A 24,483-nucleotide genomic window follows, 5' to 3' on the forward strand; every position below is an offset into this window, starting at 1 on the left:
AGGCGCGCTCCGCGCGTGCGGAAGCTCGCCCCCTGCACTCACCCGAGAAGACCATGCTTAGGCGGTTGGAACTCGACGGCATCGGTCCGGCTGACAAGCTCACGTTCGGGCCGCTCGCTCCTCGGCTGAACCTCATCGCCGGCGACAACGGCCTCGGCAAGTCGTTCCTCCTCGATGTCGCCTGGTGGGCGCTCACGCGGACCTGGCCGCAGTACCCCGCCGTCCCCAGGCGGCCCGATGCGTCCATCGGCTTCGCCTTCGACGGCGCCAAGGGGCTGGCCGAGGACGTCTCCCCCTGGAGCGCGAAGGCCCAGGACTGGAAGCGGAAGCGAGGACGACCCTCGACCCTCGGCCTCGTCCTCTATGCGCGCGCGGACGGGGCGTTCTCGGTCTGGGATCCGGCGAAGAACTACCGCCTCTACCGCGGCGCGGACGGCAGCGAGCGGGAGACGCTCCCCGCCTATCACTTCACGTCGGGTCAGGTCTTCGACGAGTTCCGCGCCGGCGACAACCAGGTGGTCTGCCGGGGATTGCTCGACGACTGGACGCGCTGGCAACAGTCCCATGATCCCCGCTTCGAGATGCTCTCCCGGATGCTCGCGGCGCTGTCCGAAGATCCGGGGAGGCCCATGGAGGCCGGCAAACCCACGCGGCCCTTCCTGGAGGACGTGCGCGACGTCCCCACCATCAAGATGCCTTACTGGGACGAGGTCCCGGTGATCTTCGCCGCGGCCGGGATGCAGCGCATGCTCAAGCTCGCCTACCTGCTCACCTGGGCGTTCTCGGAGCACGAGGAGGCGGCGCGGCGGCAGGCCCTCCCGCTCTCGGAGCAGGTCATCCTGCTCATCGATGAGCCCGAGACACACCTTCACCCGAGGTGGCAGCGCGCGGTGCTCCCGGGGCTGCTCAGGACCGTCGGTGCGTGGGGCGCGCACGCGCCGCGCGTCCAGGTGATCGCCGCCACGCATTCCCCGCTGGTGCTCGCGTCGGTGGAGCCGCTGTTCGACCTCGAAGTGGACGCGCTCTGGAAGCTCGATCTCGTGGACGGCGCGGTGCAGATTGAACGGGACGCCTGGCACAAGCGGGGGGACGTCAATCGCTGGCTGATGTCCGACGTGTTCGACCTTGATGCCGCGACGTCCACGGAGGCAGAGGCCGTGCTCGGCGAGGCGCGGCGGTTGCTCAGGGACTCTAGCCCCGACGCGGACGATGTCAGACGGGTCAACGAAGCCCTCCTCCGCACGCTCCCCGAGATGGATCCCTTCCTAGTGCGCTGGCGGTACTACGTCCAGCAGCACGCCGGCGGTCAGTCCGCATGATCCGCGTCCAGCGAGCCGCCGAGCCCGCCGACTTCGACACAAAGGTCCGCCAGAAGGGGAAAGCGGCGCTCCAGGAGCTGATCGGCTCGGCCGAAGCCCCCAGGCGACGCGGACCCAGGCGGGCGAAGGTCGCCGAGCGGGTCGAGAATATCCCCTCTGAAGCCCTCCCCCCGTTCTGGACAGAGGCACTGCCGGAGTTGCGGGCAGCCTACCGGGACATCTGCGCCTATCTCGGCATGTACATCGACCCGGCGACCGGGCTCGCGACGGTCGACCACTTCAAGCCGAAGTCGAATCACCAGGCACTCGCCTATGAGTGGAGCAACTTCCGGCTCGCCTCGCACCAGATCAACACGAACAAGGACAGTCACGAGGACGTCCTCGACCCCTTCGAGATCCAGGACGGCTGGTTCGTCATCGATCTGGGCACGTTCAAGGTCGAGCCCGCAGAGGGACTCGACGATGGCCTGCGCGCGGCGGTGATCGCGACACGGGACCGGCTGGGGCTGAACTCTCCGACGTTCTGCGCGAGCAGGGCCCGTTACCACGACCTCTACCACGGGCTGAGGACGGACCCGGACGACCCGGAGGAGCCGCTGCCGCTCGCGTGGATCCGCCGTTACTGCCCGTTCGTGGCGCACGAGCTCCGCCGCCAGGATCGCCTCCGGCCCGCAGACCGGGAATCCAGCGGTTGAGAGCGGTTGACCTCGGGGCAGCGCCCGCGGCCCCTGGGGAGGTATGCATTGGCGGCGGTGCGTCGATGTGGTTCGAGCGCCGTTCGGCCCCGGGCGGCGGCGATGGAGCGCGGGCTTTCCGGTGGACATAACTCGAGCGAATCGCCTAGTACTTCATACTCTGCGGCCTTGAGCTCCATTCCGGGCGGTCGCACGGCGGCTGGAGCTCGATCGCGTGCGTGCCGGGGGACGAGCGGACACGCGGGCCGGCGGTGGCGCGCCGCGCTCGCGCCGGGGACGACGAGGAGGACACCGATGCCGACGACGGAAGGGACGAAGCGCACCGAGCCGGTGCAGGTCCGCGATCACCTCGTGGAGGTCCTCGGGCGCGATCTCGTGGGGGCCGAGCCGCACGAGGTGCTCTCGGTGGCGCCATCCCGCTGGTATCTGACGGGGTTCCTGGTGCCGCGGGAGGCGCCCATCGAGGTGCGCGAGGATCCGGAGCCCGACGAGGAGCTCGCGACCGTGGACGGCGAGGACGGGGACGACGCGGCGCCGCCGGAGGTCGCGTCGGCGCGCAAGGCATTCTTCCCATCGTCGATCGGTTTGAGCGTTCTCGTGCCGGCGGCGACCCGCGCCCTGTCGGTGCGGGCCACATGGGGCGAGTACGTGCGCGAGGACGGGTCGGTCCGCCCCATGCCGCAGGGAGAAGGCACCGAGCCGCAGACGCCCGCTCGCCCGCCGGAGCGCTGGCGGAGGTCGCCCCGGGAGGTCGCGCAGACGCTCGCGATCCCGGCGACCGGCAAGGTGGCGCACCCGCTCGCCGACGGCGTCAACCTCGTCGTCTCGGTGCGGCGCGTGCCGGAGGGGACCGGCGTCGAGAAAGGGGCGCGCGCCGTCTCCGCGTTCCTGGTGAACGACAAGGAGCTCTCCGAGCGCGCGCCCAAGGACCAGGCGTTCCTCTTTCAGGCGAGGCTCGAGCTCCACACGGAGGAGCAGTTCCTCCCGCGGCCGAACGTCCGAGGGCAGGGCGGGGACGACCCCGACGAGCAGATCGCCGAGCTGCAGTACCGCAACGTCTACGAGCACGCGGTCGGGCACGGGGTCGCGGCCGAGGCCGACGTCGTCGAGGGGCGGGCGTGCAAGCGCGTGTGGACCACCTGGCTGCCGACCGCGGAGGTCGAGAAGGTCGTGCCCGGCGACGTCAAGGGGGTCCAGCTCGGGATGGAGGCGCTCGCCGATGCCGGGTCGGCCGCCGAGGTGCGGGTGATGCTCGACGAGCTCCCGGCCAGGTATGCGCAGTGGATCGAGGACCAGGCGAGGACGCCGGTCGACGAGCACCAGCGCGAGGTGCTGGCCGGACTGCTCGACGCGGCCGAGACGGTGCGGCGCCGGATGATCGACGGTCTGGCCGCGCTGGACGACGACGACGTCTTCCTGGCATTCCGCCTCGCGAACCGGGCGATGGCGCGCGCCGCGCGGGCGCGCGACACCGAGAAGAAGAACGGTCCCCCCGCCTGGCGGCCGTTTCAGCTCGCGTTCTTGCTGATCAACCTCCGCGCGATGCACGAGCCGGCGCACCACGACCGCGCCGTCATCGACCTGCTCTTCTTCCCGACCGGCGGCGGCAAGACCGAGGCCTACCTCGGGCTCGCGGCGTTCACCCTGGTCCTGCGCCGGCTGCGGAGCGACGGGCTCGGGCTTCCGGGGGCGGGCGTCAGCGTGGTCATGCGCTACACGCTGCGGCTGCTGACGCTCGACCAGCTCGGCCGCGCCGCGGCGCTGGTGTGCGCCCTCGAGCTCGAGCGGCAGGAGCGCGCCAGGCAGGGAGACACGAGGCTCGGCGCGTGGCCCTTCGAGATCGGCCTCTGGGTCGGCAAGGGCGCGACCCCGAACCGGATGGGCTCCGAGAAGGATTACGACCCGACGACCGCGCGGATGAAGGTCAACGCGTACCAGCAGGCCTCGGACAGGAACCCTTCGCCGATCCCGATCGAGAAGTGCCCCTGGTGCGACAGGAAGTTCGTCCCGAGCTCGTTCCGGCTGACGCCGACCCCGGCCCGCCCTCAGAACCTCGAGGTCTACTGCGCGAACCGCGACTGCGCGTTCTCCGGCGAGCGCGCGCTCCCGATGCTGACCGTCGATGAGCCGATCTACCGGCGGCTGCCGTGCTTCCTCATCGCGACCGTCGACAAGTTCGCGCAGCTGCCGTGGGTCGGCCGGACGGGCGCGCTGTTCGGCAGGGTCGACCGGCACGACAAGGCCGGGTTCTACGGCCCCTGCGATCCCGGGATCGGGCGCCCGATCGAGGGGGGTCAGCTCGCGCCGCCCGACCTCGTGATCCAGGACGAGCTCCACCTCATCTCGGGCCCGCTCGGCACCATGGTCGGGCTCTACGAGACGGCGATCGACGTGCTCTGCGAGCGCCCGGCGGCGGGCAAGGCGTTCGGCCCGAAGATCGTCGCCTCGACCGCGACCGTGCGGCGCGCGGAGGCGCAGATCAAGGCGCTCTTCGGCCGCTCCGCGGTCACGATCTTCCCGCCCCCCGGCCCGGATCGCCGCGACTCGTTCTTCGCGCGCACGGTGCCCGCGACCGAGCGGCACGCGCGCAAATACGTGGGCGTCGCCGCCCCCGGCCGGAGCGTGAAGGTGGCCCTGCTGCGCGTCTACCTCGCGCTCCTCGCGGCCGGAAAGAGGGCATACGACGAGTCCGGGCTCGCCGCCGACCCGTACACGACGCTGGTCGGCTACTTCAACAGCCTGCGCGAGCTCGGCGGGAGCCGCCGGATCGTGGAGGACGAGGTCGCCTCCCGCGTCCGCGGCTACGACACGCGCCGGCGCGTCGGAGAGGAGTCCGGCGATTTCGCGGCGCGCTCGCTCGGCGAGCCGGTCGAGCTCACCAGCCGCGAGCCGACGCACCGCGTCGCGAACGCGAAGGACCGGCTCGCGAGCACGATGGACAGGCCCGAGCACGTCGACGTCGCGCTCGCGACGAACATGATCTCGGTCGGCCTCGACATCCAGCGATTGGGCCTGATGGTCGTGTTCGGACAGCCGAAGACGACCGCCGAGTACATCCAGGCGACGAGCCGCGTCGGCCGCGACGACAGGAGGCCGGGGCTCGTCGTCACGCTGCTCAACTGCCACAAGCCGCGGGACCGCTCACACTTCGAGCGCTTTAACGCGTACCACGCGTCGTTCTACCGCGCGGTCGAGGCGACGAGCGTCACGCCGTTCTCGCCGCGCGCGATCGACCGCGGGATCGCGGCCGTCACCGTCGCGCTCGCGCGCCTCAGCATCTCCGAGCTGACACCGCCGCGCGGCGCCGAAGAGATCGGCAAGGGCGCGCTGCGCGATCATGTGAGCCGCATCCCGCGACGCCTGGGCGCGCGTGCGGAGCAGGCGCACGTCGACGCGAACGAGGCCCCCGAGATGGGGCGCAGGGTGGAGAAGCGGACGAGCGATCTCCTCGACTCCTGGCAGCGCACGGTCGAGAAGAACCACGCCGTGAGCGCCGGTCTCCAGTACCAGCGCGAGGAGCCCGCTCACCCGAACCTGCTGCGCGATCCGCTCGAGCCCGAGCCGGACGATCGCGATCTGCGGAAGTTCAAGGCGCAGCGCTCGCTGCGTGACGTCGAGCCCAGCGTGGATGTGTACCTGAGAAAGCCCGGCGGACGCCGGCAGGAGGACGGCTGATGGCAGCGCGCAAGCCGCGTTCGAGCGGCTCCCCCAAGGCGAGACCCCGCCCCGAGGGCCAGGTACGCCGGAGCCAGGTGCTGACGACCTTCGGGCCCGGCGCGCTCGTCGATTTCCCGAAGCACGCCGCCATCATGGGTGGGCTCGAGTCGTGGGGAGATCCGGACAAGGAAGGTTTTCAGCAGGTCTTCGAGGAGCGGCTCGAGGCGGCCCTCAGGGCTCGCGAGCAGAACCCCCGCTTGCGGCTCTTCGCACCGCCGTCGAGCCCAAGCTCCCTCGACGCGCCGGCGAGCGGCATCACGGCCTTCGAGTTTCCGGGATGGTTCATCGAGCAGCCGACGGATGCCCGGGTCGGCGAGGGCGGCTTCCGATCGCGCCGCCTGCTTCACTGGAGGGCGATCGAGCGCGGCAGCTACGGCAAGGTCGTCCCGATCCGGTTCGTCCGGGCCTGCCCGAACGGTCACATCGGCGACATCGACTGGAAGGGCTTCGTCCACGGAGGCCGCACCGACTGCACACGCGAGCTCTTCCTGGACGAGCGCGGGACGAGCGGTGATCTCGCCGACATCATGGTGCGCTGCGCCTGCAAGGCGAGCCGGTCGCTCGTCGACGCGACGCAGAAGGGCGATCAATCGCCCCTGGGGCCTTGCTGGGGGGAGATGCCGTGGCTCGCCGACGCGGCGCCGGGGGACGGGGAAAAGCCCGCTTGTGTCGACGAGCAAGGGAAGCCGGTCCGGAACAAGCTCCTCGTCCGCTCGGCGACGAACGCGTATTTCCCGCAGAACGTGAGCGCTATCTCGATCCCCACGGATGCGAGCAAGCAGGCGCTCCGCGAGGCGATCGAGGCGGCGTGGGGCGATCTCGAGTCAGCCGACGGCGAGGAGGACATCACGCGCGAGCTGAAGAAGGCCAGGTACAAGCACCTGCGCGATCGCTTCAGCGCGCCCGAGCTGTGGGCCGAGGTGCAGCGCAAGAAATCGGGGGTGGGCGAGGAGCGGCGAGGGATCAAGGCGGCCGAGCTCGATACGTTCCTTGCGATTCGGGAGTCGGCCGGCGAGGACACGCCTGATAAACAGGATTTCTTCGCCCATGCGCTGTCGCTCGATCCCGCGCGGCTCGGCGCCATGGGGCTCGTCTCGCGGGTGGTCCTCGTGCACCGGATGCGCGAGGTGATCGTGCAGCTCGGGTTCACGCGCTTCGAGGCGCCGGCGCGCGACGTCGACTACGAGCTGTCGCTCGGCGTGCGCACGGCGCCGCTGGCGCGCGAGGTGACCTGGCTCCCCGCCGTGGAGAACCGAGGAGAGGGCATCTTCCTGGCGCTCGACCCCGGCGCGGTCGCCAGGTGGCGCGACAAGCGCCCTCAGGTCGAGGCGCGGGAGAAGCAGCTCGTCGCGGGGTTCGAGGCCTGGAAGAAGCGCCGCCAGGCCAAGAACGCACGCTTTCCAGGCGTGACCTACGTGATGCTGCACTCGCTGTCACATCTCTTGCTCACGGCCGTCTCGCTCGAGTGCGGTTACGCGGCCAGCTCGATCCGCGAGCGCATCTATCTCGACGGGGATCGCTGCGGCATCCTGCTGTTCACCGGCACGCCCGACGCCGAGGGGACCCTGGGCGGCCTCGTGCAGGTGGGCAAGAAGCTCGCTCACCACCTCGACGCGGCGCTCGACCTCGGTAAGCTCTGCTCGAACGACCCCGTGTGCGCGCAGCATCACCCGGACGACGCGCACGAGGAGCGGTTCCTCCACGGCGCCGCGTGCCACGGCTGCCTGCTCATCTCGGAGCCATCGTGCGAGTGGTCGAACGAGCTGCTCGATCGCTCGCTGGTCGTGGACACGGTGGAGGACTCCGGCGCTGCCTTCTTCGCGGAGGCGTGATGGAGCCGCTCGAGGTCCCCAGCGAGACGCTGCTCCAGCTCGCCGACGCGCTCGAGGGGGGCCATGTGCGCGGTCCGCTCACGAAATTCGGGCTGCGCGCCTTCACGACGTCGGCGGGCGCAGTCCGGGCTCTGGAGGCGCTGCGGAAGACGGCGGGGAACGAGGCCGCGCTCGCCGCCATGTGCCGCCTCGTCGTCGCGGAGCGCGCCGCCGCGATGGCGCGAGCGCCGAAGGTGGAGCTGGTGTGGACCGGGCCGGAGCGCGTCGGCGCATCGTCGCGCGACACCAAGGTGGTCGTCGCCGAGCTCTTCGCGCGGGCACGGCGGTCGGTGCTCGTCTCGAGCTACAGCCTCGGGAGCGGAGCGGCGCTGTTCGCGCCGCTCGCCGCCAGGATGGCGGAGATCCCGGCGCTGCGCGTCCGGATGTTCTTCGACCTCACGGTCGGCGACGATCGCGTCCCGGGGCTGCGCACGCGAGAGGCGTACGAAGCACGCTTCGTGCAGAGCTTCCGCGCCAGGCACTGGCGCGGCGCGCGCGTCCCCGAGGTCTTCCATGACCCGCGCACGATCGACAACGAGAGAATCAGCTTCCACGCCAAGTGCATTATCGTCGACGAGGAGGTTGCCTTCGTCACCTCGGCAAACACCTCAGTGGCTGCACAGCAGGAGAACATCGAGGCGGGAGTGCTCATCGAGGACCGGCTCTTTGCGCTTGCGCTCGGGAAACAGTTCGACGATCTCGTGACGGCAGGGATGCTCGTGCCCGTGCAAGGGTTGACAGCGTCGCGGTGAAAGATGGCCAGCGCAGGCGCTCCCGATCGAGCTACGCAGAGCTCGGAGTGTAGCTGGACGCCGGCTCGGGCGGGGCGGGCGTCACCCCACACATCCACCATCGATCGGGATCGTCACCTCTCCTCACGTCGACGAGAAGAACAGCTCCCGTGCCTTCGTGGCGAGGAGCTGGCAGCGCTCACGGCGGAAGTCCTCGAATGCCGAGTGTTTCCACAGCTTCGGGTTCATGGGGATCAGCTGCGCCTCGAGTGCTGCCCTCCCCTCGGGCGTCGACGCGATCTCCTTCAGATACTCCGACGGCTGCCGGTTCGAGATGCTTTGATTCGTCGTGAGGGAGAGGAACGCCAGGTTGGCGAACGACGCGACTCGTGCCTCAAGGTCGGCTATCTCGCGCCGGAGCCGCTCGGCTTCGTCCTCATCGCCACGCATGTAGGCGTGTTCGGCATGTACTCGCTCGCGTTGGGAAGGCAGAACTGCTCGAACAGGGCAAGCGGCGGCGCACGAATATTAGCACTCGCGTCACCAAATCTGTCGGCACGCGCTTCGGCTAGCCCTCGCCTATGTCCCGATATGCCAGCTGCCTGCCCGGCCGGGCCTCCGCCCATATCTCAACATCCCCGCCGCCTGCTCGGCGAGGCTCCCACCCATGTTGCGACATCCCCGCCGCCTGCTCGGCGAGGCTCCCACCCATGTCGCGACATCCCCGCCGCCTGCCCGGCCAGGCCCTCACCCATGTCGCGACATCCCCGCCGCCTGCTCGGCCAGGCCCTCACCCATGTCGCGACATCCCCGCCGCCTGCTCGGCCAGGCCCCCACCCATGTCCCGCCCCCCAGCCCAGGCCCGCGCCCCTCCGCTCACCCCCCCGCGAGCAGCCGCGCGATCTCCGCGCGCTGCCGCCGCGCCGAGCGCGCCAGCGAGAGCTGCCCCGACGCCCGCTGCAGGTTGTGCGCGGCGCGCGTCGGGAAGCGCGCCGGATCCCAGCCGAAGTAGCGGTCCTCGAAGGCGTCGCGGCAGAAGCGCGCGGCGAGCTCCAGCGCGATCCGCTCGACCGCGTCCGCGAGCGCCGCCCGCTCCTCCGCGCTGAACTGCCGCACCTCGCGGTAGCCGGCGACCGCGGCGGCGAAGACCTCGAGGTCGAAGCGCGCGTCGGTCGAGTCCTCCCCGGCCGGGTTGCACCACGACCGCCACGCGTCGCCGAGCTCCACGTCGAGCGACTGCAGCGCGAGCGTGTCGAGGTCGAGCAGGCAGATCCCCTCCCCCGCGTCGGAGAAGCGCAGGTTCGAGATCTTGAGGTCGCCGTGGCAGTGCCGGAGCGGCAGGTCGAGCCGCCCCTGCCACGTGCGGAACGCGTCGAGGATGGCGTCCGCCAGCCGCCGCCCCTCGCCCCCCGCAGCCGCGGCGTCGAGGCGCTCCATGTGCAGCGCCGTGTCGTGCGCGCCAGGGCGGACGTGGCGGTACGCGTGCTCGAGATCGTCCACCGCCCGGTGGAAGCGGCCGACGAGGGCGCCGGCGGCGCGGGCGACCGCCGGCGAGCCGACGCGGTGGAGCGTACGGCCAGGGACGAAGTCCATCACCCGCCACACAGCGCCCGCGGCGTCCCGGGCGCAGAGGGCGCCGTCGTCGGCGCGCACGAGGCGCGGCGTCGGGAGGCCGCGGCGGGCCAGGTGGGCGGTCACCGCCTCGATGTCGTCGTGGACCTCCGGGGCGAAGATCGGGCTCACCCGCTGGACCACGAACCCGGGCGGCTCGCCGGCCACCCAGGTCCCGTTGATAAGCCCCTCGTCCTCGCAGCGGCGCACGGAGAGGCCGCGGAGAGGCGCCCACACGTCCGGGATCATCGGGGCGGGAGGCTACCTGCGCTCCGTCTCGGGCTGCAAGGAAAGCGCCTTCTTCCCCGCCGCGGCGCGCCGGCGCAGCATCCACCGCGACCCGAGCCAGGCGAGCACGCCGGCGCCGAGGCCGAGCCACGCGGCCGCCCCGGGGGCGGAGGTCCGCTCGACGAGCACCGCGCCCCCGAGCAGCGCGGCGCACAGGCCGACCGTGAGCGCCAGGTTGTCGATCGCCGAGAGCCGCCCGACGAAGCGGTCCGGCGAGAGCCGCTGGATCTCCGAGCTCGAGAGCACCCAGTTCGCGCCGCTGCCCAGGCCCCACGCGAGCACGACCGCGAGCAGCGCCGCCCAGTGCCGGGTCGCCGCGAGCGCCGCGATCGACGCGAACGTCACCCAGGCGGCCCCGGTCGCCGCGAGCTCGCCCCGGAGGCCGCGGCGGACGAGGGCGACGCCGAGCAGCGGGCCGACCCCCGTCCCCGCCCCGCGCACGCACTGGAGGAGCCCCAGCGTGAGCGCGCCCGTGCCCGCGAAGGCGAGCTGCGTCGCGAGCAGGTTGAGGAGCAGGAGCGCCCCGCCGTTCGCCAGGTGGACCGGCGTCTTCGCGAGCACGGCGTCGAGCAGCGGCGGCCGATCCCACGCGTGCTTCCAGGCGAGCACCATGTCGCCTCGGACCGACGCGAGCGCGGCGAGCGGGCCGCCCTCGGCGGGCCGCCCCTCGGCGACCATCGGCGGGAGCCCCCAGAGGAACAGCGCCGACAGGCCGAAGGACGCCGCGTCCACCGCGAGCGCCGCCGCCGGACCGAGCGCGGCGATCAGCCCGCCGACCGCCATGCCGACCGCGAACATGACGCTCCACGTCGCCGACGCGATCGCGTTCGCCTCGAGCAGCTCGTCCTCCTCGACGACGTGCCGCAGCACCGCGCTCTGGGCAGGCAGGCGCAGCGCGCCCACCGACGAGCGGACGAAGACGAGCACCTGCACCGCCGGCACGCTGCCGAGGACGGCGGCGCCCAGCATGGCCAGGGTGAGCGCGCCCTGCACCAGGCTCGTCGCGATGAGCAGCCACCGGCGATCGAGCCGGTCCGCCAGCACGCCCGCCACCGGCGCGAACAGCGCGTTCGGCAGGTGATGCCCCACCATGACGAGCGCGAGCGCCACGACGCCGCCCCCCTCGCCGCCGAGCGCGAGCAGGCTCACGGCGACGAAGCTCATCCAGTCGCCGAGCAACGAGACGATCTCGCTCAGCCAGACGCGGCGGAACCGCGGGCGGCGACGGAGCAGGCCCGGACGAGGCTCCGGGTGACGATCGCCAACCGGCGCCGGCGTCGAGGGGACACGCACGTGGGGGAGGCTCCTTGCTCGCGCGCTACGCCAGGGCTAGCCGGGCAGGCACGGCCGCGACCGCCCGCCAGGCGCCCTGCGCTTCCCCTCGCCCGCGTCGAGCCCAGCCTGACGTCGGCGCCGCCGGACGTCTGCCAAAAAACAACGTGGCGGACAGATCGTGCCTGCCGCTGTTCATCCAGGGCACACCGTGGTAATCGCGCTCTGCTTCATGCGGATCTGCGCCATCATTCCTGCCTACCAGGCAGAGCGCAACGTGGGGGATGTCGCACGCCAGGCGCTGCGGGTCGAGGGGCTGGCCGGCGCGGTCTTCGTCGTGGACGATGGGTCGAGCGACCGGACGGCCGAGCGGGCGCGCGCGGCCGGCGCCACGGTGCTGAGCCACCCGGAGAACCAGGGCAAGGGTGCCGCCCTGCGCACCGGGATGGAGTTCGCCCTGGCCGCCGGCTTCGACGTGGCGGTCACGGTGGACGCGGACGGCCAGCACCCGCCGGAGGAGGCGCGCCGCCTCATCGAGGCCGACGCTGATCCCGAGGCGCTGGTGCTCGGCATCCGGGACCTCGTCACGGCGGGCGCGCCGCGCGCGAACCAGATCTCGAACCGCATCTCGAACTTCTTCCTCTCGCTCTTCGCCGGCCGCCCCTTCGCCGACACGCAGTGCGGCCTGCGCCGCTACCCGCTCCGGACGACGCTGTCGCTCGGCGCGCGCGACGAGGGGTACGCCTTCGAGGCGGAGATCCTCCTGCGCGCGGTCGCCGCGGGCATCCGCGTCGTCGAGGTGCCGATCCGGGTCATCTACCCGCCCGAGGAGGAGCGGCTCACGCACTTCGACAGCGTGCGCGATCCGGCGAGGATCATACGCCGGGTGCTGGCGACGCTCGCGCTCACGCGGGGCCTCCGCCACGTTCCGGCCGCGCCGCCGCCGCAGTCGACGGCGTCGCGCCGGCCCGCCTCGGGGAGCGCGCTCGTCGCGGAGCGCGACCCCCACCCGTCGCAGCCGACGGCGGCGCCTCCCTGATCGGGCGCGCATGCTGGGACGAGCATTCTGGAACGAGCAGTCCAGAATGAGCGGACCAGGGCAGCGCTCGGACGAGAAGGCGACCGACCGGAACGAGCATTCCAGAACGAGCAGTCCAGAATGAGCGGACCAGGGCAGCGCTCGGACGAGGAGGGTGCGGACCGCCAGGGCGCCGGAGGGCCGCTCCCGCGACCGTCGCGCCTCGCCCGCCACCGGCGCAAGCTCATCGCCGCCGCCGCGCTCCTCGCCGCGCCGGTCCTCGCGCACCTGGGCATCGCCGCCGCCACGCGGATCGATCCGCCGCCGATCGGCGCGGTCGCTGGCGAGCCCGCGGCCGGGCCGACAGGGCTGCGCGTGCTCGGCCCCGCCTACGCGCGCCGCCGCGGTCGGATCCTCGAGGCGCGCCTCTCCGGGTCGCCGGAGGAGATCGGGCACCAGCACGGCCGGCTCTTCTACCCGGAGATGGTCCGCAACGAGGGCACCCTCTACGACCAGTTCCGCCGCTACGTGCCCGTCGCCCCGCTCCGGTGGCTGATCATGGACGTCTCGCGCCTCCAGTTCCGCGGCGTGGACGAGGGAATGACCGACCGCGTGCGGCGCGAGATCGCCGCGCAGGCCCGCGCCTTCTCGCCCGACCCGTTCGACGGCGTCCTCCCCACGTACCACCGCTTCATCTTCCTCCAGTCGCTCTACGACATCGCGCTCTCGTTCGAGCACTCCCCGCTCATCGGCTGCACGAGCTTCGCGCTCACGGGGACCGCGTCGGCGGACGGCCACGCGGTGCTCGCCCGCAACTTCGACTTCGAGGCCGGGCCCGTCTTCGACGAGGGCAAGGCGGTGTTCCTGGTGCACGAGGAGGGGAAGATCCCGTACGCCTCGGTGTCCTGGCCCGGCCTCGTCGGCGCGGTGACGGGGATGAACGCCGCGGGCCTCGCGCTCGTGGTCCACGGCGGGCGGGCCGGCGAGCCGCGCGCGGCGGGCGAGCCCGTCGTGCACACGATGCGCGAGGTGCTCGGCAGCGCGCGCAGCGTGGACGAGGCGCTCGCGCTCCTCGAGGCGCGCGCGCCGATGGTCTCCCACCTCGTGATGCTCGTCGACGCGGGCGGCGAGGTCGCGATCGCCGAGCGGGCGCCCGGCGCGCCGCTGCACGCGCGCCGCGGCCGCGGGAAGGTGCCGCTCACCAACCACTTCGAGGGGCCGCTCGCCAGCGACCCGCGCAACCGCCGCGTCGAGGCCGAGACCTCGACGCACGCGCGGCGCCGCCGCCTCGACGAGCGGCTCGCGGCGCTGCCCGAGGGCGCGACGATCGAGGCGGCGGTCGACGTGCTGCGCGACCGGCGCGGGCCCGGCGGCGCGCCGCTGCCGCTCGGCGACCGCCGCGCGATCGACGCCCTCATCGCGACCCACGGGGTCGTCATGGACGCGACCGCGCGCGTCCTCTGGGTGAGCGAGGGTCCCCACCTCGCCGGCCGCTTCCTGCGCTTCGACCTCGCGCGGCTGCTCGACCCGGCGTTCGATCCCGCCCGCGACACAGCCGAGCCCAAGGCGCTCCCCGAGGACCCGCTGCTCACGCGCGGCGACTACGCCGCCTGGGAGCGCGCCGGCTCGCCCCACCCGGGCGGCGAGCTGGGCAGCGACGCGGCCGATCCGTCCGCTTCGGATGGCGAGCGCGACGGTGGCGCTCCTTAAATAACAACCGCCTCGACACCCCTCGACACCACGGCGCAGGCGCCGGTGCCAGCCCGGCCGAGCCCGGCGCGCAACGGTTTCGCCCCTGGTTCACTCTCCCCTGGCTTCCACGCCCGTACACCGGCGGTAGGACACCTCTCGTCCGGGGCGCCCCTACCGCGAGATTGCCTAGCGGGAACTTCCGTCCGAGAATGCGATCCGGGGCGCAAGGTCGCGGCATCGGAGCGGCGACCGGGTCGACCGGACCATGACGGACATCAACCTGATCAACACCACCCTCGATCAACGGTACCTCATCCTCGGGCTGCTCGGAGAGGGCGGGATGGGGGCGGTCTACGAGGCGCGGCACCTCGGGACCGGTCGTCGCGTCGCCGTGAAGGTGATCACGAGCAAGCTCGCGCAGGACGAGGCGGTCATGGCCCGCTTCGAGCGCGAGGCCAGGGCGGCGGGCGCCATCGAGAGCGAGCACATCGCCGGCGTGCTCGATAGCGGGAGGGACCGGGCGACCGGCTTGCCCTTCCTCGTGATGGAGCTGCTCTCGGGCGAGGACGTGGACCAGCTGCTCCGGCGACTCGGTCCCCTGCCGCCGGAGCTCGCGCTCTGCATCGTGGCCCAGGCGTGCATGGGCCTCATCAGGGCGCACGACGCGCGCGTCCTCCACCGCGACATCAAGCCCGCCAACCTGTTCCTCGCCCGGCGCGACGGGGGCGAGCTCTCGGTCAAGCTCCTCGACTTCGGCGTCGCCAAGATCCAGGCCGACGACAGCTTCGAGCACCACCAGGAGCTCACGGCCACGAGCAACCTGATCGGCTCGCCGATCTACATGTCGCCGGAGCAGGCGCGCAACATGAAGGACGTCGACGGCCGGACCGACCTCTGGTCGCTCGGCATCGTCCTCTTCAAGATGCTCGCCGGGCGCACCCCCTACAGGAACTCCCGCGGGCTCGGCGAGCTCATCGTCGCCATCTGCTCGGTCCCGGCGCCGCCCATCCAGAGCCTGGCGCCCTGGGTGACCCACGAGGTCGCCGAGATCGTGTACCGCGCGCTCCAGATCGACAGGAACGCGCGCTTCCAGACCGCGGCGGAGATGCTCGACGCGGTCCGGACGCTCCTGCCGTACGGCTTCTCGATCCGCGACGAGATGCTGCAGCCCCTCCCCGAGTCGCTGCAGGCCGACATCCCGCCGCCGTCGCGCGCGCCCGCGAACCCCGACGCTCCGACGCGGCGCCCGCCGACCCCCGCGGGCACCAACGTCAGCTGGCCCGATCACGGCGACATGGCGACGCGGCGCCCGCCGACGCCGGTGGCCACGCCCCGCAGCTGGCAGGACCACAGCGACATGATGACGCGGCGCCCGCCGACGCCGGTGGCCACGCCCCGCAGCTGGCAGGACCACAGCATGCTCTCGCAGAGCGGCCCCGCGGTCCGCAGGTCGGACCCGCGGCTCGACGGCCCGCCCCCGTCGATGACGGGCGCGGGGACCTCGGTGCCCTTCCAGCAGACGATCATCGTGGCGGGCGAGCCGCCCGCGGCCGCCGCGCGCCCCCGCAGCAAGGCAGCCCCGCTCGTGGCGGCGGCGGCGCTGGTCGCCGCGACGGGCGCCGGCGTCGGCGCCTGGCTCGTGCAAAAGACGACGGCGGCGGCGCCTGCCGCGGCGCCCGGCGCGGCCCCGGCCGCGCCCCAGGCGGCCCCTGTCGGCGCGGCGCCCGGCACGGCGCCCACCCCCGGCGCGAGCGAGCCGGAGGTGCAGATCGATCCGGAGCGGCTCGCGAGCTTCAACCCGCTGCCGGCGCTCGTCACCTCCTCGAACAACCCGCTGACGGACGAGAAGATCCAGCTCGGGCGCATGCTGTTCTTCGACAGCCGGCTGTCCAAGAACCACGACCTGTCGTGCAACTCGTGCCACCCGCTCGACCGCTACGGCGCCGACGGCACGAAGGTGTCCATCGGGCACGCCCACCAGAGCGGCCGCCGCAACACGCCGACCGTCTACAACTCGGCCGGGTTCTTCTCGCTGATGTGGGACGGGCGCTTCGACAGCGTCGAGGACCAGGCCAACGGGCCGATGATGAACCCGAGCGAGATGGCGATGACGCCGGTGCGGCTGGAGGCGACGCTGCGCTCCATCCCCGAGTACGTGAAGGCGTTCGGCAGGGCGTTCCCGAACGACCCGTGGCCCGTGACCGTCAACAACACGGCGAAGGCGCTCGGCGCCTTCGAGCGCAAGCTGTTCACGCGCGGGCGGTGGGACCTGTTCCTGGAGGGGGATCCCGACGCCCTGACCAGCGCCGAGAAGGAGGGGTTCAACACGTTCGTCGAGGTCGGCTGCGTGACGTGCCACTTCGGCCCGCACGTCGGGGCGACGATGTTCCAGAAGCTCGGCCTGGTGCGGTCGTGGCCCGACACGATGGACCGCGGGGTCTTCGAGATCACGAAAAAGCAGGCTGATTTCATGGTGTTCCGTGTGCCGACGCTCCGCAACGTGGCCGCGACGGCGCCGTACTTCCACGACGGCTCCGTGTCCTCGCTGCAGGAGGCGGTGCGGCTCATGGGGAAGCACCAGCTCGGCAAGGACCTGAACCACACCCAGGTCGAGCAGATCGTCGTCTGGCTCAAGTCCCTGACCGGCGAGCTCCCGAAGGAGTACATCACGAAGCCGGAGCTCCCGGAGAGCGGGCCCAACACGCCGAAGCCCGTGGCGGACTGAGCGCGGGCCGCTGGCCGGCGCGCGTCTGGGCGCGCCTGCGCGTGTCTGCGCGCGCCTGCGTCTGATTCCGACCGCTCTGGCCCGCCTGCGTGAAGCGAAGCGCGGCCCGACCGTCTGGGGTAAGAGGACGAGGATGCAGCGACGATCTTTCCTGATGGGCCTGGCGGCGTGCGGCGGCGCGCTGTCGGTCGCCGTACGCGCGGGCCGCGCCCGCGCCGACGAGGTGGGCGACGCGCTCGCCGAGATCACGCGGGCGCGCGCGTCGGTGAAGACGCTGGTCGCGCCGTTCACGCAGGAGCGGAGCATCGGCCTGCTCGCGACGGCGGTGAAGAGCGACGGGGAGATGACGCTGGTCCTGCCGGACCGCCTCCGCTGGGAGCTGAAGCCGCCGGACGCGATCACCTACTGGATCACCCCCGAGGGGTTCGGCTTCGCGACCCCGAAGGGCGCGGCGGGCGCGGGGCGGGGCGCCGCGGGGCGCTTCGGCGCGGTGCTCTCGGACCTGCTCGTGCTCCTCGGGGGCGACCTCGAGAAGCTGCGCGCGCGCTACGAGCTCTCGATCCCGAGCCGCGCCGACGGGATCACGCTGGCCGCGCGGCCGCGGGTCGAGGAGGTCGCGAAGCACGTGCGCAGCCTCGAGATGACCTCGGGGCCGGAGCTCTGGTCGGTGCGGCGCGTGGTCATCGAGGAGAAGAACGGCGACCGGAGCGTCATCGCGTTCGGCAAGGTGGCGCGGGACGTGGCCGTGGACCCGGCGCGGATGAGGGCGCCGAAGCAGGGCTGAGCGCTACGGCGCGGGCTCCGCGCCGAGCGCCGGCTTCAGGCGGTCGACGATGGCGCCGATCGCCGGCCGGTAGCCGAAATCGGCCGCGCCGTCGTTGTCGAGCTGCCTCGGGCACACCGAGCCGACGATGCCCTGCGGGCCGAGCTCGCGGATGAGCTCCAGCTCGCGGAGGCCCGGGTAGGCCTTCGCGTTGACCTGCGTCGCCGTCCTGGGCTGCGGGTCCGCCGGATCGTTCCCGGCTGCCGGCTGGCACAGCGGGCTGTCGTTCGCCACGTCAGCCGCCTCCCTGCAGTCGCAGCCCTCGGCCGTGCCCCCGCAGTCCTTCGGCTCGAAGAGAGGGAAGATGCAAGCGAACTGGAGGTCTCCCTCGCGCGTGCTCCCCTGCGGGACCGTGTACTCGCGGCCGTTGAGGCTGTTCCAGCCCGCCTCGTGCGGCGGGACGATCGCGTCGCCGGTGATCGGGTTCGAGCCCGCGCGCGGCGCCATCGACTCGATCATGAAGGGGTCCCTCGGCGGCTGGAAGCGCGCGGGATCGCCGAGGATGAGCTCCCAGGTGCTGCTGATCGCGCCGTCGAGCGCGCCGTCGAGCAGGGGTGCGCTGAGCTCGTCGGCGTTCTTGAACCCGCCGACCGGCTCGCCCCGCGCGTCGAGGCCGCGCAGGAGGTCAGGCTGGCCCTCCGCGTTCTGGCGCGCGATGTCCTGCCACGGCACGCCGACGATGCCGGCGAAGAAGACGCGCCCGGGGTCGCGGATGTCGGCGTCTCCGTCTCCGGGGTCCAGGTCGCTGAAGATCGGGTTGGGGACCAGCTCGCCCTGGCGATTCTCGATCTGCGCCTCGGTGAAGGCGCGCCGGTAGCGCGCGATCGGATAGAGGAAGTCGAAGCCGAACCGGCGCTTCTGGTCCCAGCAGCGGGCGTTGACCGGGTCGTCCTCCGGGCTCAGCTTCGCGAGCTCGCCGTCCGGGCCGATGCACGTCGGGTCGACCGGGCAGCCGTCCTGGTTCTGGCTGCACGACCTGCAGCACCTGTCGCCCGGGTCGATGGCGCACTCGGAGCGCGGCCGCCACAGGCGAAAGCTGCCCCTCGTCTCGGCCACGAGGTAGTTGCGGCCCTCCTCGCGGATGGAGCAGTCGTTCTCGTCGCTGAGCAGGAGGATCGCGAGGAGGGAGCTCGGCCGGAGGAACTCGCGGCGTTGCCGCAGGATGTCCTCGTCCAGGCCTGTCGGCACCGCGATGTCGCCCTGGAGCTCGATCGTGGCATAGGGCTCCGGGTCGACGAGGAAGCGGTACACGCTCTCCAGCTGCGCCTCGAAGCCGCAGCCGGCCTGCCCCGTGCCCTTGACCATCTGCGTGAGCTGTCCGATCAGCGACGTGTCGTTGGCGTCAGCGTCCGAGTCGATGTCGAGGTCCGCCTCGCCGTCCTCCGCGTCCGGCGCCCCGGGCTCACCGGCGAGCTTCTGATCGGGGTCCCAGGCCAGGAAGCCCTTGTCGAGGTAGGTGGGGATGTCGTTGGCGCCCGAGCGCTCGTCGGCGCGCGCGAGGAGGTGCGCCATGTCCATGTTCGAGGCGCTCGCGCTCGCCGGGCAGGAGGACGCGCCGTGGCCGCCGAGGCTCGAGCTGATGATGCCGACATGGATGTCCCTGATCGGCTCGAACTCACGCCTGAAATCCGCCGGGCACGCGTCGTTCGGCGACCCTACCGCCACGGAACGCGCCTTGTCGGTACTGTGGATGCAGCGCGGGTTCACGAGGCTCTCGACGAGGTCGGGGACCGCGAGGGCGAGGACGGCCTGCTTGTCGGCCATGGAACCCGAGTTGTCGATGGCCAGGAGGAGGTCGATCTTGTCGATCGCGGTCCCCGGGGACCCCGCGACGGGCGGATCCACAGGTGGCGGCGGCGGCGGCTCCGGCGCCGGCCGGTCCGGCCAGTCATAGGTGACCTGCCCACATCCGGAGAGGTTGCCTGTGCCGGCGATGACGAGAGAGAGAAGGGCGAGCTTCGCCGCCGCCCAGCGCGGGCTGCCGCGCTTCACCTTGGTAGTCGACATCTCATGTCCTTTCGTCGACCGCTCTGGACGCAGATCCGGCGCGACCGAGCGAGCCTCTGGCGGCCGACCCGGCCGCGAGCAGGGCGGCAGAGCAAGGGCAGGACCGAGCGGAGGACGCTGCATTTCCCTGCGTTCCTGCCCGCAGGGCCGTCACCTCGGTTGACGATCCGGCAACGCCTGCGAGATCGCGCGGCTCGCCTGGCCCACACGGCCGCCAGGCTCTGCGGTGGGCGGCGCCGCTGCCGGGGGCCGCCGGGCGGCGCGGGGCCGGTGCGCCGGCGGCGGAGGCGGCCGCGCGCTCCGGCATCGGTGTCGCGATCGGTGTCGCGGGGCTCCGGGCGGGGGCGCGACCCTGGTTCCCCTCGCCGCCAACTCGACTATGACGCCCGGCATGCGACGCCTCCTGCTCCCCCTCCCCGCCCTGATGCTCGCCGCCGCCTGCTCTGGCGCTCCGCCGGAGCCCGCCCAGACGGCGGCCCCCCCGCGCGCGCACGACGATCGATCGCCAGCGGCCGCCCCGTCCCCCGCCGAGACCGCGGGCGCGGCGCCCACGGCGGCGCCGAGCGCCGCGCCCGCGCCCGCGCCCGAGGCCGGGGCGGCGAGCGCGGCCGCCGAGGAGCAGGCCTGCCCGGCCGACATGAAGCTCGTCGAGGGCGAGTACTGCACCGAGGTCGAGCACAGCTGCCTCCGCAGCTGGTACGACAAGTCGAACAAGAAGACGATCTGCGAGGAGTTCGCCCCGACCCCCGCCCGCTGCACCGGCGAGAAGGTGAAGAAGCGTTACTGCATCGACACGTACGAGTGGCCGAACAGGAAGGGGGAGCGGCCCGAGGTGATGAATCGGTTCCACCAGGCGCAGGTCAAGTGCGCGGCCGTCGGCAAGCGCCTCTGCACCGAGTCGGAGTGGACGCTCGCCTGCGAGGGACCCGAGATGAAGCCGTTCCCTTACGGGTACTCGCGCGACGCGACGAAGTGCAACGGCGACCACCTGTGGGACGACCCCGACATGAAGAAGGTGGCGAAGCGCGACCCGGGCGAGCTGGCCCGCCTGTGGAAGGGGGTGCCGAGCGGGTCACAGGCGCAGTGCATCAGCGATTATGGTGTCGCCGACATGCCCGCGAACACCGATGAGGTCGTGGCGAGCGAGACGAGCGGCGGCTGGCGCGGCAAGTTCGACAGCGTCCACACCGGCGGCCCCTGGTACAAGGGCGTTCGCAACCAGTGCCGGCCGAAGATCTACACGCACGACGAGGGGTTCTATTACTACTTCCTGAGCTTCCGCTGCTGCGCCGAGCCCGACGGCAAGACGACCGACCCGCGGACGCCGAAGCAGATCCAGGAGGGGTGGAACATGGACCGGGTCGAGCGGCTCGCGCAGTTCACGATCGAGCAGATGCGCGGGAAGCTCGAGCTGAAGCAGCAGGGCAAGTGCGAGTGCAGGCCGACAGACATCCTGTGCAAGACGATGTGCGGCACGCTGCTCGGGCCCAACGCGGTGGACGGGACGCCGGGCGGCGGCGCGCCGGCGGCGCCGAGGGGCGGCGAGAAGCGGTGAGCGGCCGGCGCGCGGCGCCGCCCCCGCCGCGGCCCGGCGCCCGCGGTCCGACTACCAGGTTCCCGTCGGCGGCGCCTGCCCGCTGTTCCAGAGTGCGATGCTCAGCGCGCCGGCGCCGCTGCTGTACGCCCTCCAGCCCCACGGATCGAAGCCCGACGGCGGATCGAAGCCGTAGGGCTCGATCACGTTGCGCCAGCCGTCATTGCCGGTGCTGTCGATGGTGAGCGTCTCGAAGCGGTCGGTCGCCGTGTTGCTCATGCGAACGACGGCGAAGTGCAGGTGCGACGCCGTCGAGCACCCTACCCATCCGACGTTGCCGATCACCTGCCCCTTGGTCACCGTATCTCCGTCGCTGACCGAGAGCGACTCGAGATGGAAGTAGCCGGTCGTGAACAGCTCGTTGTACGTCGTCGGGCTCCGCGTCACCGTATGGTCGATGTAGACCTCGCCCTGGGTCGGGGAGTTGGATCCGCTGCACCCGGTGTTGAACCACCGAGCCTTGCGCACGACGCCGTCAGCCACGGCGCGGATGGGCGTGCCCGCCGCCATGAGCCAGTCGTGGGCGTCATGATTGTCGGAGAACCCCCCGGAGCTCTTGTCGCGGCCCATCCAGTCGACGATCGTGGCGCTCGCCGACCCTGTTTGACCGAACTGGCTCACATCGAGCGTATTGTATGGTCCCTTGGCGAAGTCGAACCCGGTCGCGTGGGTGACGCTCACGGTCGAGCTGAAGGGGCGGTCGAAGATGGGCATGACCTTCGGCGCCACCGTGAAGACGCATCCCGAGTCCGCGAGCGACGCGTTGTAAGCAAAGGAGAGGGGAGCGTCGCCGGTGCTGGTCCAGATCGACGTGCCGCCGGTGCAGCGGGCGACGACATTGTTGACTCCGGAAACGGAGTAGACGCCAGCGCGGCGGATCGTGCCGCCGGAGCCCCATTGCGCGATGAGATCGCTGCACGGGTCGTTCAAATTCCACTGGAACGCCCAGCCGCCGCCGGGCCAGGTCATACTGCAGTAGTGGCCCATGCCGGAGACGGTGATGGGCTGCGCGGCCTCGGAGACAAGCTCCTCGTCGCCGAGGGCGGCCGACTCCCCCACCTCGTCGAGGGCGGCCGGCGCGCCTGTCTCGTCGATCTCGTCGACGGGCGCGCAGCCGGCGAGCGGCGCGAGGGCCGTCGCGGTGATCGCCAGGACCATGAACTCGAATCGTTGACGTGCCATTGAATGATATCCTTTCTTCGCGCGATAATGAATGTCGCGACGACGTCGCGCGGCCCCCGTGTTGCGGAGCTGTCACGACACCTGTGTCGCGAGCGATGACCGTCGCGTCCTGCCTCGGACAGCTCCAGTCCTCCGTCGCGTGTCGTCGCGTAATCGCACCAAGCAACAGGCGTTCCAACCCGCGCGACTCGATCTCCTGTCCGCCCCAGGGCCCGAGCTCGACGCCTCACCGCCCCAGAGGCCGCAAACCCGGCCCCAAAGCAGGTTTGCTGCGCGCCGAGGGACCGGCGCTCAGGAGATGCGCCGGAAGACCTCGACCGTGACATGTCACGCTTTGACCGTGGCATGTCACGCCTTCCGTGACATGTCACGCCTCCCGCGGGAGCTCGGTCAACGGTCCTGCTCGGCTGCGCTCGTTATCTCTCCCAAAGGAGAAGCTCCCGACGAGTGCAACGCCGACGAGACTTGCGAGGCCAAGTACGGTCCAGGCTACGGGTGTGTCGTCGACAGCCGCCGGCCGCTCGCCGAGGTCGAGCAGAGACCAGCCCCCGCCCCGCGCTGATCTGGCCCCACGCCCGGTTCATCGCTTCACCGTGAGCACCGGCACGAGCGGCGCGACCGCCGTCGCCAGGCCGGCCTCGACCAGGCTCTCGACGACCGGCTCGATCGGCTTGTACGCGTCCGGGTGCTCCTCGAGCAGCAGGGCCGGGTCGTCGCACACCACGCGGCCGCCGAGCTCCGTCCGCGCGAGCTCGCGCCGCCGGTACCGCGCCGCGATCTTCTCGCGCGCCTCGCCGCGCCCCATCTTGCGGCCCGCGCCGTGCGCGACCGAGCGCAGCCCCGCCTCCGCGTCGCACGAGCGCATCACCCACGACGGCGCCCCGCGCGACCCGAGCACCACGGTGAAGTCGCTGCCCCGGGCGGGCGCCGCCCCCTTCCGGTGCACCCAGACCGGCTCGCCGCCCACGGTCTCGCGCGTGACGTCGTTGTGGATGAGGTCGAGCCCGCCCGCGATCTTCGACGGCCGCGAGGCGCCGAGCACGCGCAGCATCCGGTAAGCGAGCAGGAACCGGTTCGCCTGCGCGAAGCGGCACGCGCCGGCCAGCTCGCCGAGGTACGGCTCGGCCGCGTCCCCCTCGAGCACCGCGTCCGTCCAGCGCTGCCCGAGCGCGCCGCCGAGGCCGCGCGAGCCGGAGTGCGCCAGCACCACGAGCTCCCCGGCGGCGAGGCCAAGGACCTCCGCCGAGGCGGCGTCCCGGACCGCGCCGACGCGGGCGATCTCGACGAAATGGTTCCCGCCGCCCACCGAGCCGAGCGCGCCCTCGTACCCCGCGCGGTACGGCGACGGGTCGCCGCTCGGGCGCAGGCCGTCCTCGGGCTCCGCCGCCGCGAGCCGCGCGAGCGCCTCGGGCGCGCCGTCGATCTCCGCGATCCCCCGCGCGCCGCGACGCCAGACCTGCTCGAACACCTCCCCCGGATCGCAGCCGTCGAGCGGATCGTCCTCCATGGCCTGCCGGGCGCGCCGCTCGATCAGGTCCGGCGCCATGCGGCCCACGGCGGTCGCGACGAGCCGCACGCCGCAGCCGGCGTCGCTGCCGACGAGCTGCGGGACCACGCGGCCGGCGAACGCGAAGGCCGCGCCGACCGGGATGCCCCTGCCCGCGTGCAGATCGGGCATGCCCACGGCGCGCACGCAGCCGGGGAGCGCGGCGACGCGCGCGAACTGCTGGACGGCGTTGCCCTCGATCCAGACGTCGTCGCGAGCGACCAGGCGGGCGTGGGCGGGAAGGACGACGCTGTCGGCGGGCGCTTTCATGAGGGTCTCCGTGGCTGGCGCCGGGCGGCGCGGACGAACGCGAACGCGGAGGAGACTTGCGGATCCCGTGCCAGCGCGCGATCTGCGCCCGCGCCGGCAGAAAGGCTCGACGTCGCCTCAAC

16 protein-coding genes are annotated in these 24,483 nt (G+C 72.2%); 10 read left to right on the forward strand and 6 right to left on the reverse strand.

All coding sequences use genetic code 11. The features are described from left to right. Nucleotides 1–53: 53 nt before the first annotated feature. The 5 genes from WME85_RS42005 (at nucleotide 54) to drmC (ending at nucleotide 8,354) form a co-directional block, all read left to right on the forward strand. Nucleotides 54–1,319, forward strand: coding sequence for an AAA family ATPase (locus tag WME85_RS42005; RefSeq protein WP_437829655.1), 1,266 nt, complete (start codon nucleotides 54–56; stop codon nucleotides 1,317–1,319). Beyond that, nucleotides 1,316–2,014 (forward strand): hypothetical protein, encoded by a 699-nt coding sequence (locus WME85_RS42010; protein WP_437829658.1) that lies wholly within the window; start codon nucleotides 1,316–1,318, stop codon nucleotides 2,012–2,014. The genes WME85_RS42005 and WME85_RS42010 overlap by 4 nt, the downstream gene beginning before the upstream one ends. A gap of 294 nt (nucleotides 2,015–2,308) precedes the next feature. Next, nucleotides 2,309–5,689 (forward strand): DISARM system helicase DrmA, encoded by a 3,381-nt coding sequence (gene drmA / locus WME85_RS42015; RefSeq protein ID WP_437829661.1) that lies wholly within the window; start codon nucleotides 2,309–2,311, stop codon nucleotides 5,687–5,689. Next, nucleotides 5,689–7,563, forward strand: coding sequence for a DrmB family protein (gene drmB, locus WME85_RS42020; RefSeq protein ID WP_437829664.1), 1,875 nt, complete (start codon nucleotides 5,689–5,691; stop codon nucleotides 7,561–7,563). The genes drmA and drmB overlap by 1 nt, the downstream gene beginning before the upstream one ends. Continuing rightward, nucleotides 7,563–8,354 carry a DISARM system phospholipase D-like protein DrmC gene (gene drmC / locus WME85_RS42025; RefSeq protein ID WP_437829667.1) on the forward strand — a complete coding sequence of 264 codons (792 nt, stop codon included), beginning with the start codon at nucleotides 7,563–7,565 and terminating at the stop codon, nucleotides 8,352–8,354. Before drmB ends, drmC begins: the two co-directional genes overlap by 1 nt. 123 nt (nucleotides 8,355–8,477) lie before the next feature. Here the strand turns inward: drmC and WME85_RS42030 are convergent, their stop codons facing one another. From WME85_RS42030 to WME85_RS42040, 3 genes are all read right to left on the reverse strand, one after another. Next, nucleotides 8,478–8,783, reverse strand: coding sequence for a hypothetical protein (locus WME85_RS42030; protein ID WP_437829670.1), 306 nt, complete (start codon nucleotides 8,781–8,783; stop codon nucleotides 8,478–8,480). A 426-nt stretch (nucleotides 8,784–9,209) separates the two neighbouring features. Beyond that, entirely contained in the window at nucleotides 9,210–10,181 is a 972-nt protein-coding gene (locus tag WME85_RS42035) for a phosphotransferase enzyme family protein (protein WP_437829673.1), read from the reverse strand. 24 nt (nucleotides 10,182–10,205) lie between these two features. Continuing rightward, nucleotides 10,206–11,525, reverse strand: coding sequence for an MFS transporter (locus WME85_RS42040; RefSeq protein WP_437829676.1), 1,320 nt, complete (start codon nucleotides 11,523–11,525; stop codon nucleotides 10,206–10,208). A 190-nt stretch (nucleotides 11,526–11,715) separates the two neighbouring features. Here WME85_RS42040 and WME85_RS42045 point away from each other — a divergent pair, with 190 nt between their 5' ends. From WME85_RS42045 to WME85_RS42060, 4 genes are all read left to right on the forward strand, one after another. Beyond that, nucleotides 11,716–12,543 carry a glycosyltransferase family 2 protein gene (locus tag WME85_RS42045; protein ID WP_437829679.1) on the forward strand — a complete coding sequence of 276 codons (828 nt, stop codon included), beginning with the start codon at nucleotides 11,716–11,718 and terminating at the stop codon, nucleotides 12,541–12,543. 120 nt (nucleotides 12,544–12,663) lie between these two features. Then, nucleotides 12,664–14,232 (forward strand): C45 family autoproteolytic acyltransferase/hydolase, encoded by a 1,569-nt coding sequence (locus WME85_RS42050; RefSeq protein WP_437829682.1) that lies wholly within the window; start codon nucleotides 12,664–12,666, stop codon nucleotides 14,230–14,232. 247 nt (nucleotides 14,233–14,479) lie between these two features. Next, a complete protein-coding gene (locus tag WME85_RS42055; RefSeq protein WP_437829685.1) occupies nucleotides 14,480–16,939 on the forward strand; it encodes a cytochrome c peroxidase in 2,460 nt (819 codons plus the stop codon). 133 nt (nucleotides 16,940–17,072) lie between these two features. Next, nucleotides 17,073–17,723 carry a LolA family protein gene (locus tag WME85_RS42060; RefSeq protein WP_437304675.1) on the forward strand — a complete coding sequence of 217 codons (651 nt, stop codon included), beginning with the start codon at nucleotides 17,073–17,075 and terminating at the stop codon, nucleotides 17,721–17,723. Between the two features lie 3 nt (nucleotides 17,724–17,726). Here the strand turns inward: WME85_RS42060 and WME85_RS42065 are convergent, their stop codons facing one another. After that, the gene (locus WME85_RS42065) at nucleotides 17,727–19,769 is read right to left on the reverse strand and encodes a hypothetical protein (protein ID WP_437829687.1); all 2,043 of its coding nucleotides are present in this window, start codon (nucleotides 19,767–19,769) and stop codon (nucleotides 17,727–17,729) included. Nucleotides 19,770–20,160: 391 nt separating this feature from the next. Here WME85_RS42065 and WME85_RS42070 point away from each other — a divergent pair, with 391 nt between their 5' ends. Further along, nucleotides 20,161–21,324 carry an SUMF1/EgtB/PvdO family nonheme iron enzyme gene (locus tag WME85_RS42070; RefSeq protein ID WP_437829688.1) on the forward strand — a complete coding sequence of 388 codons (1,164 nt, stop codon included), beginning with the start codon at nucleotides 20,161–20,163 and terminating at the stop codon, nucleotides 21,322–21,324. Between the two features lie 51 nt (nucleotides 21,325–21,375). Here the strand turns inward: WME85_RS42070 and WME85_RS42075 are convergent, their stop codons facing one another. Next, complete coding sequence (locus WME85_RS42075) at nucleotides 21,376–22,545, reverse strand: M23 family metallopeptidase (RefSeq protein ID WP_437829691.1); 1,170 nt, start codon at nucleotides 22,543–22,545, stop codon at nucleotides 21,376–21,378. Nucleotides 22,546–23,125: 580 nt separating this feature from the next. Beyond that, nucleotides 23,126–24,361, reverse strand: coding sequence for an RtcB family protein (locus tag WME85_RS42080; protein WP_437829692.1), 1,236 nt, complete (start codon nucleotides 24,359–24,361; stop codon nucleotides 23,126–23,128). Between the last annotated feature and the right edge of the window lie 122 nt (nucleotides 24,362–24,483).

It is taken from the genome of Sorangium sp. So ce1153, assembly GCF_051521595.1.
Taxonomy (GTDB): domain Bacteria; phylum Myxococcota_A; class Polyangia; order Polyangiales; family Polyangiaceae; genus Sorangium.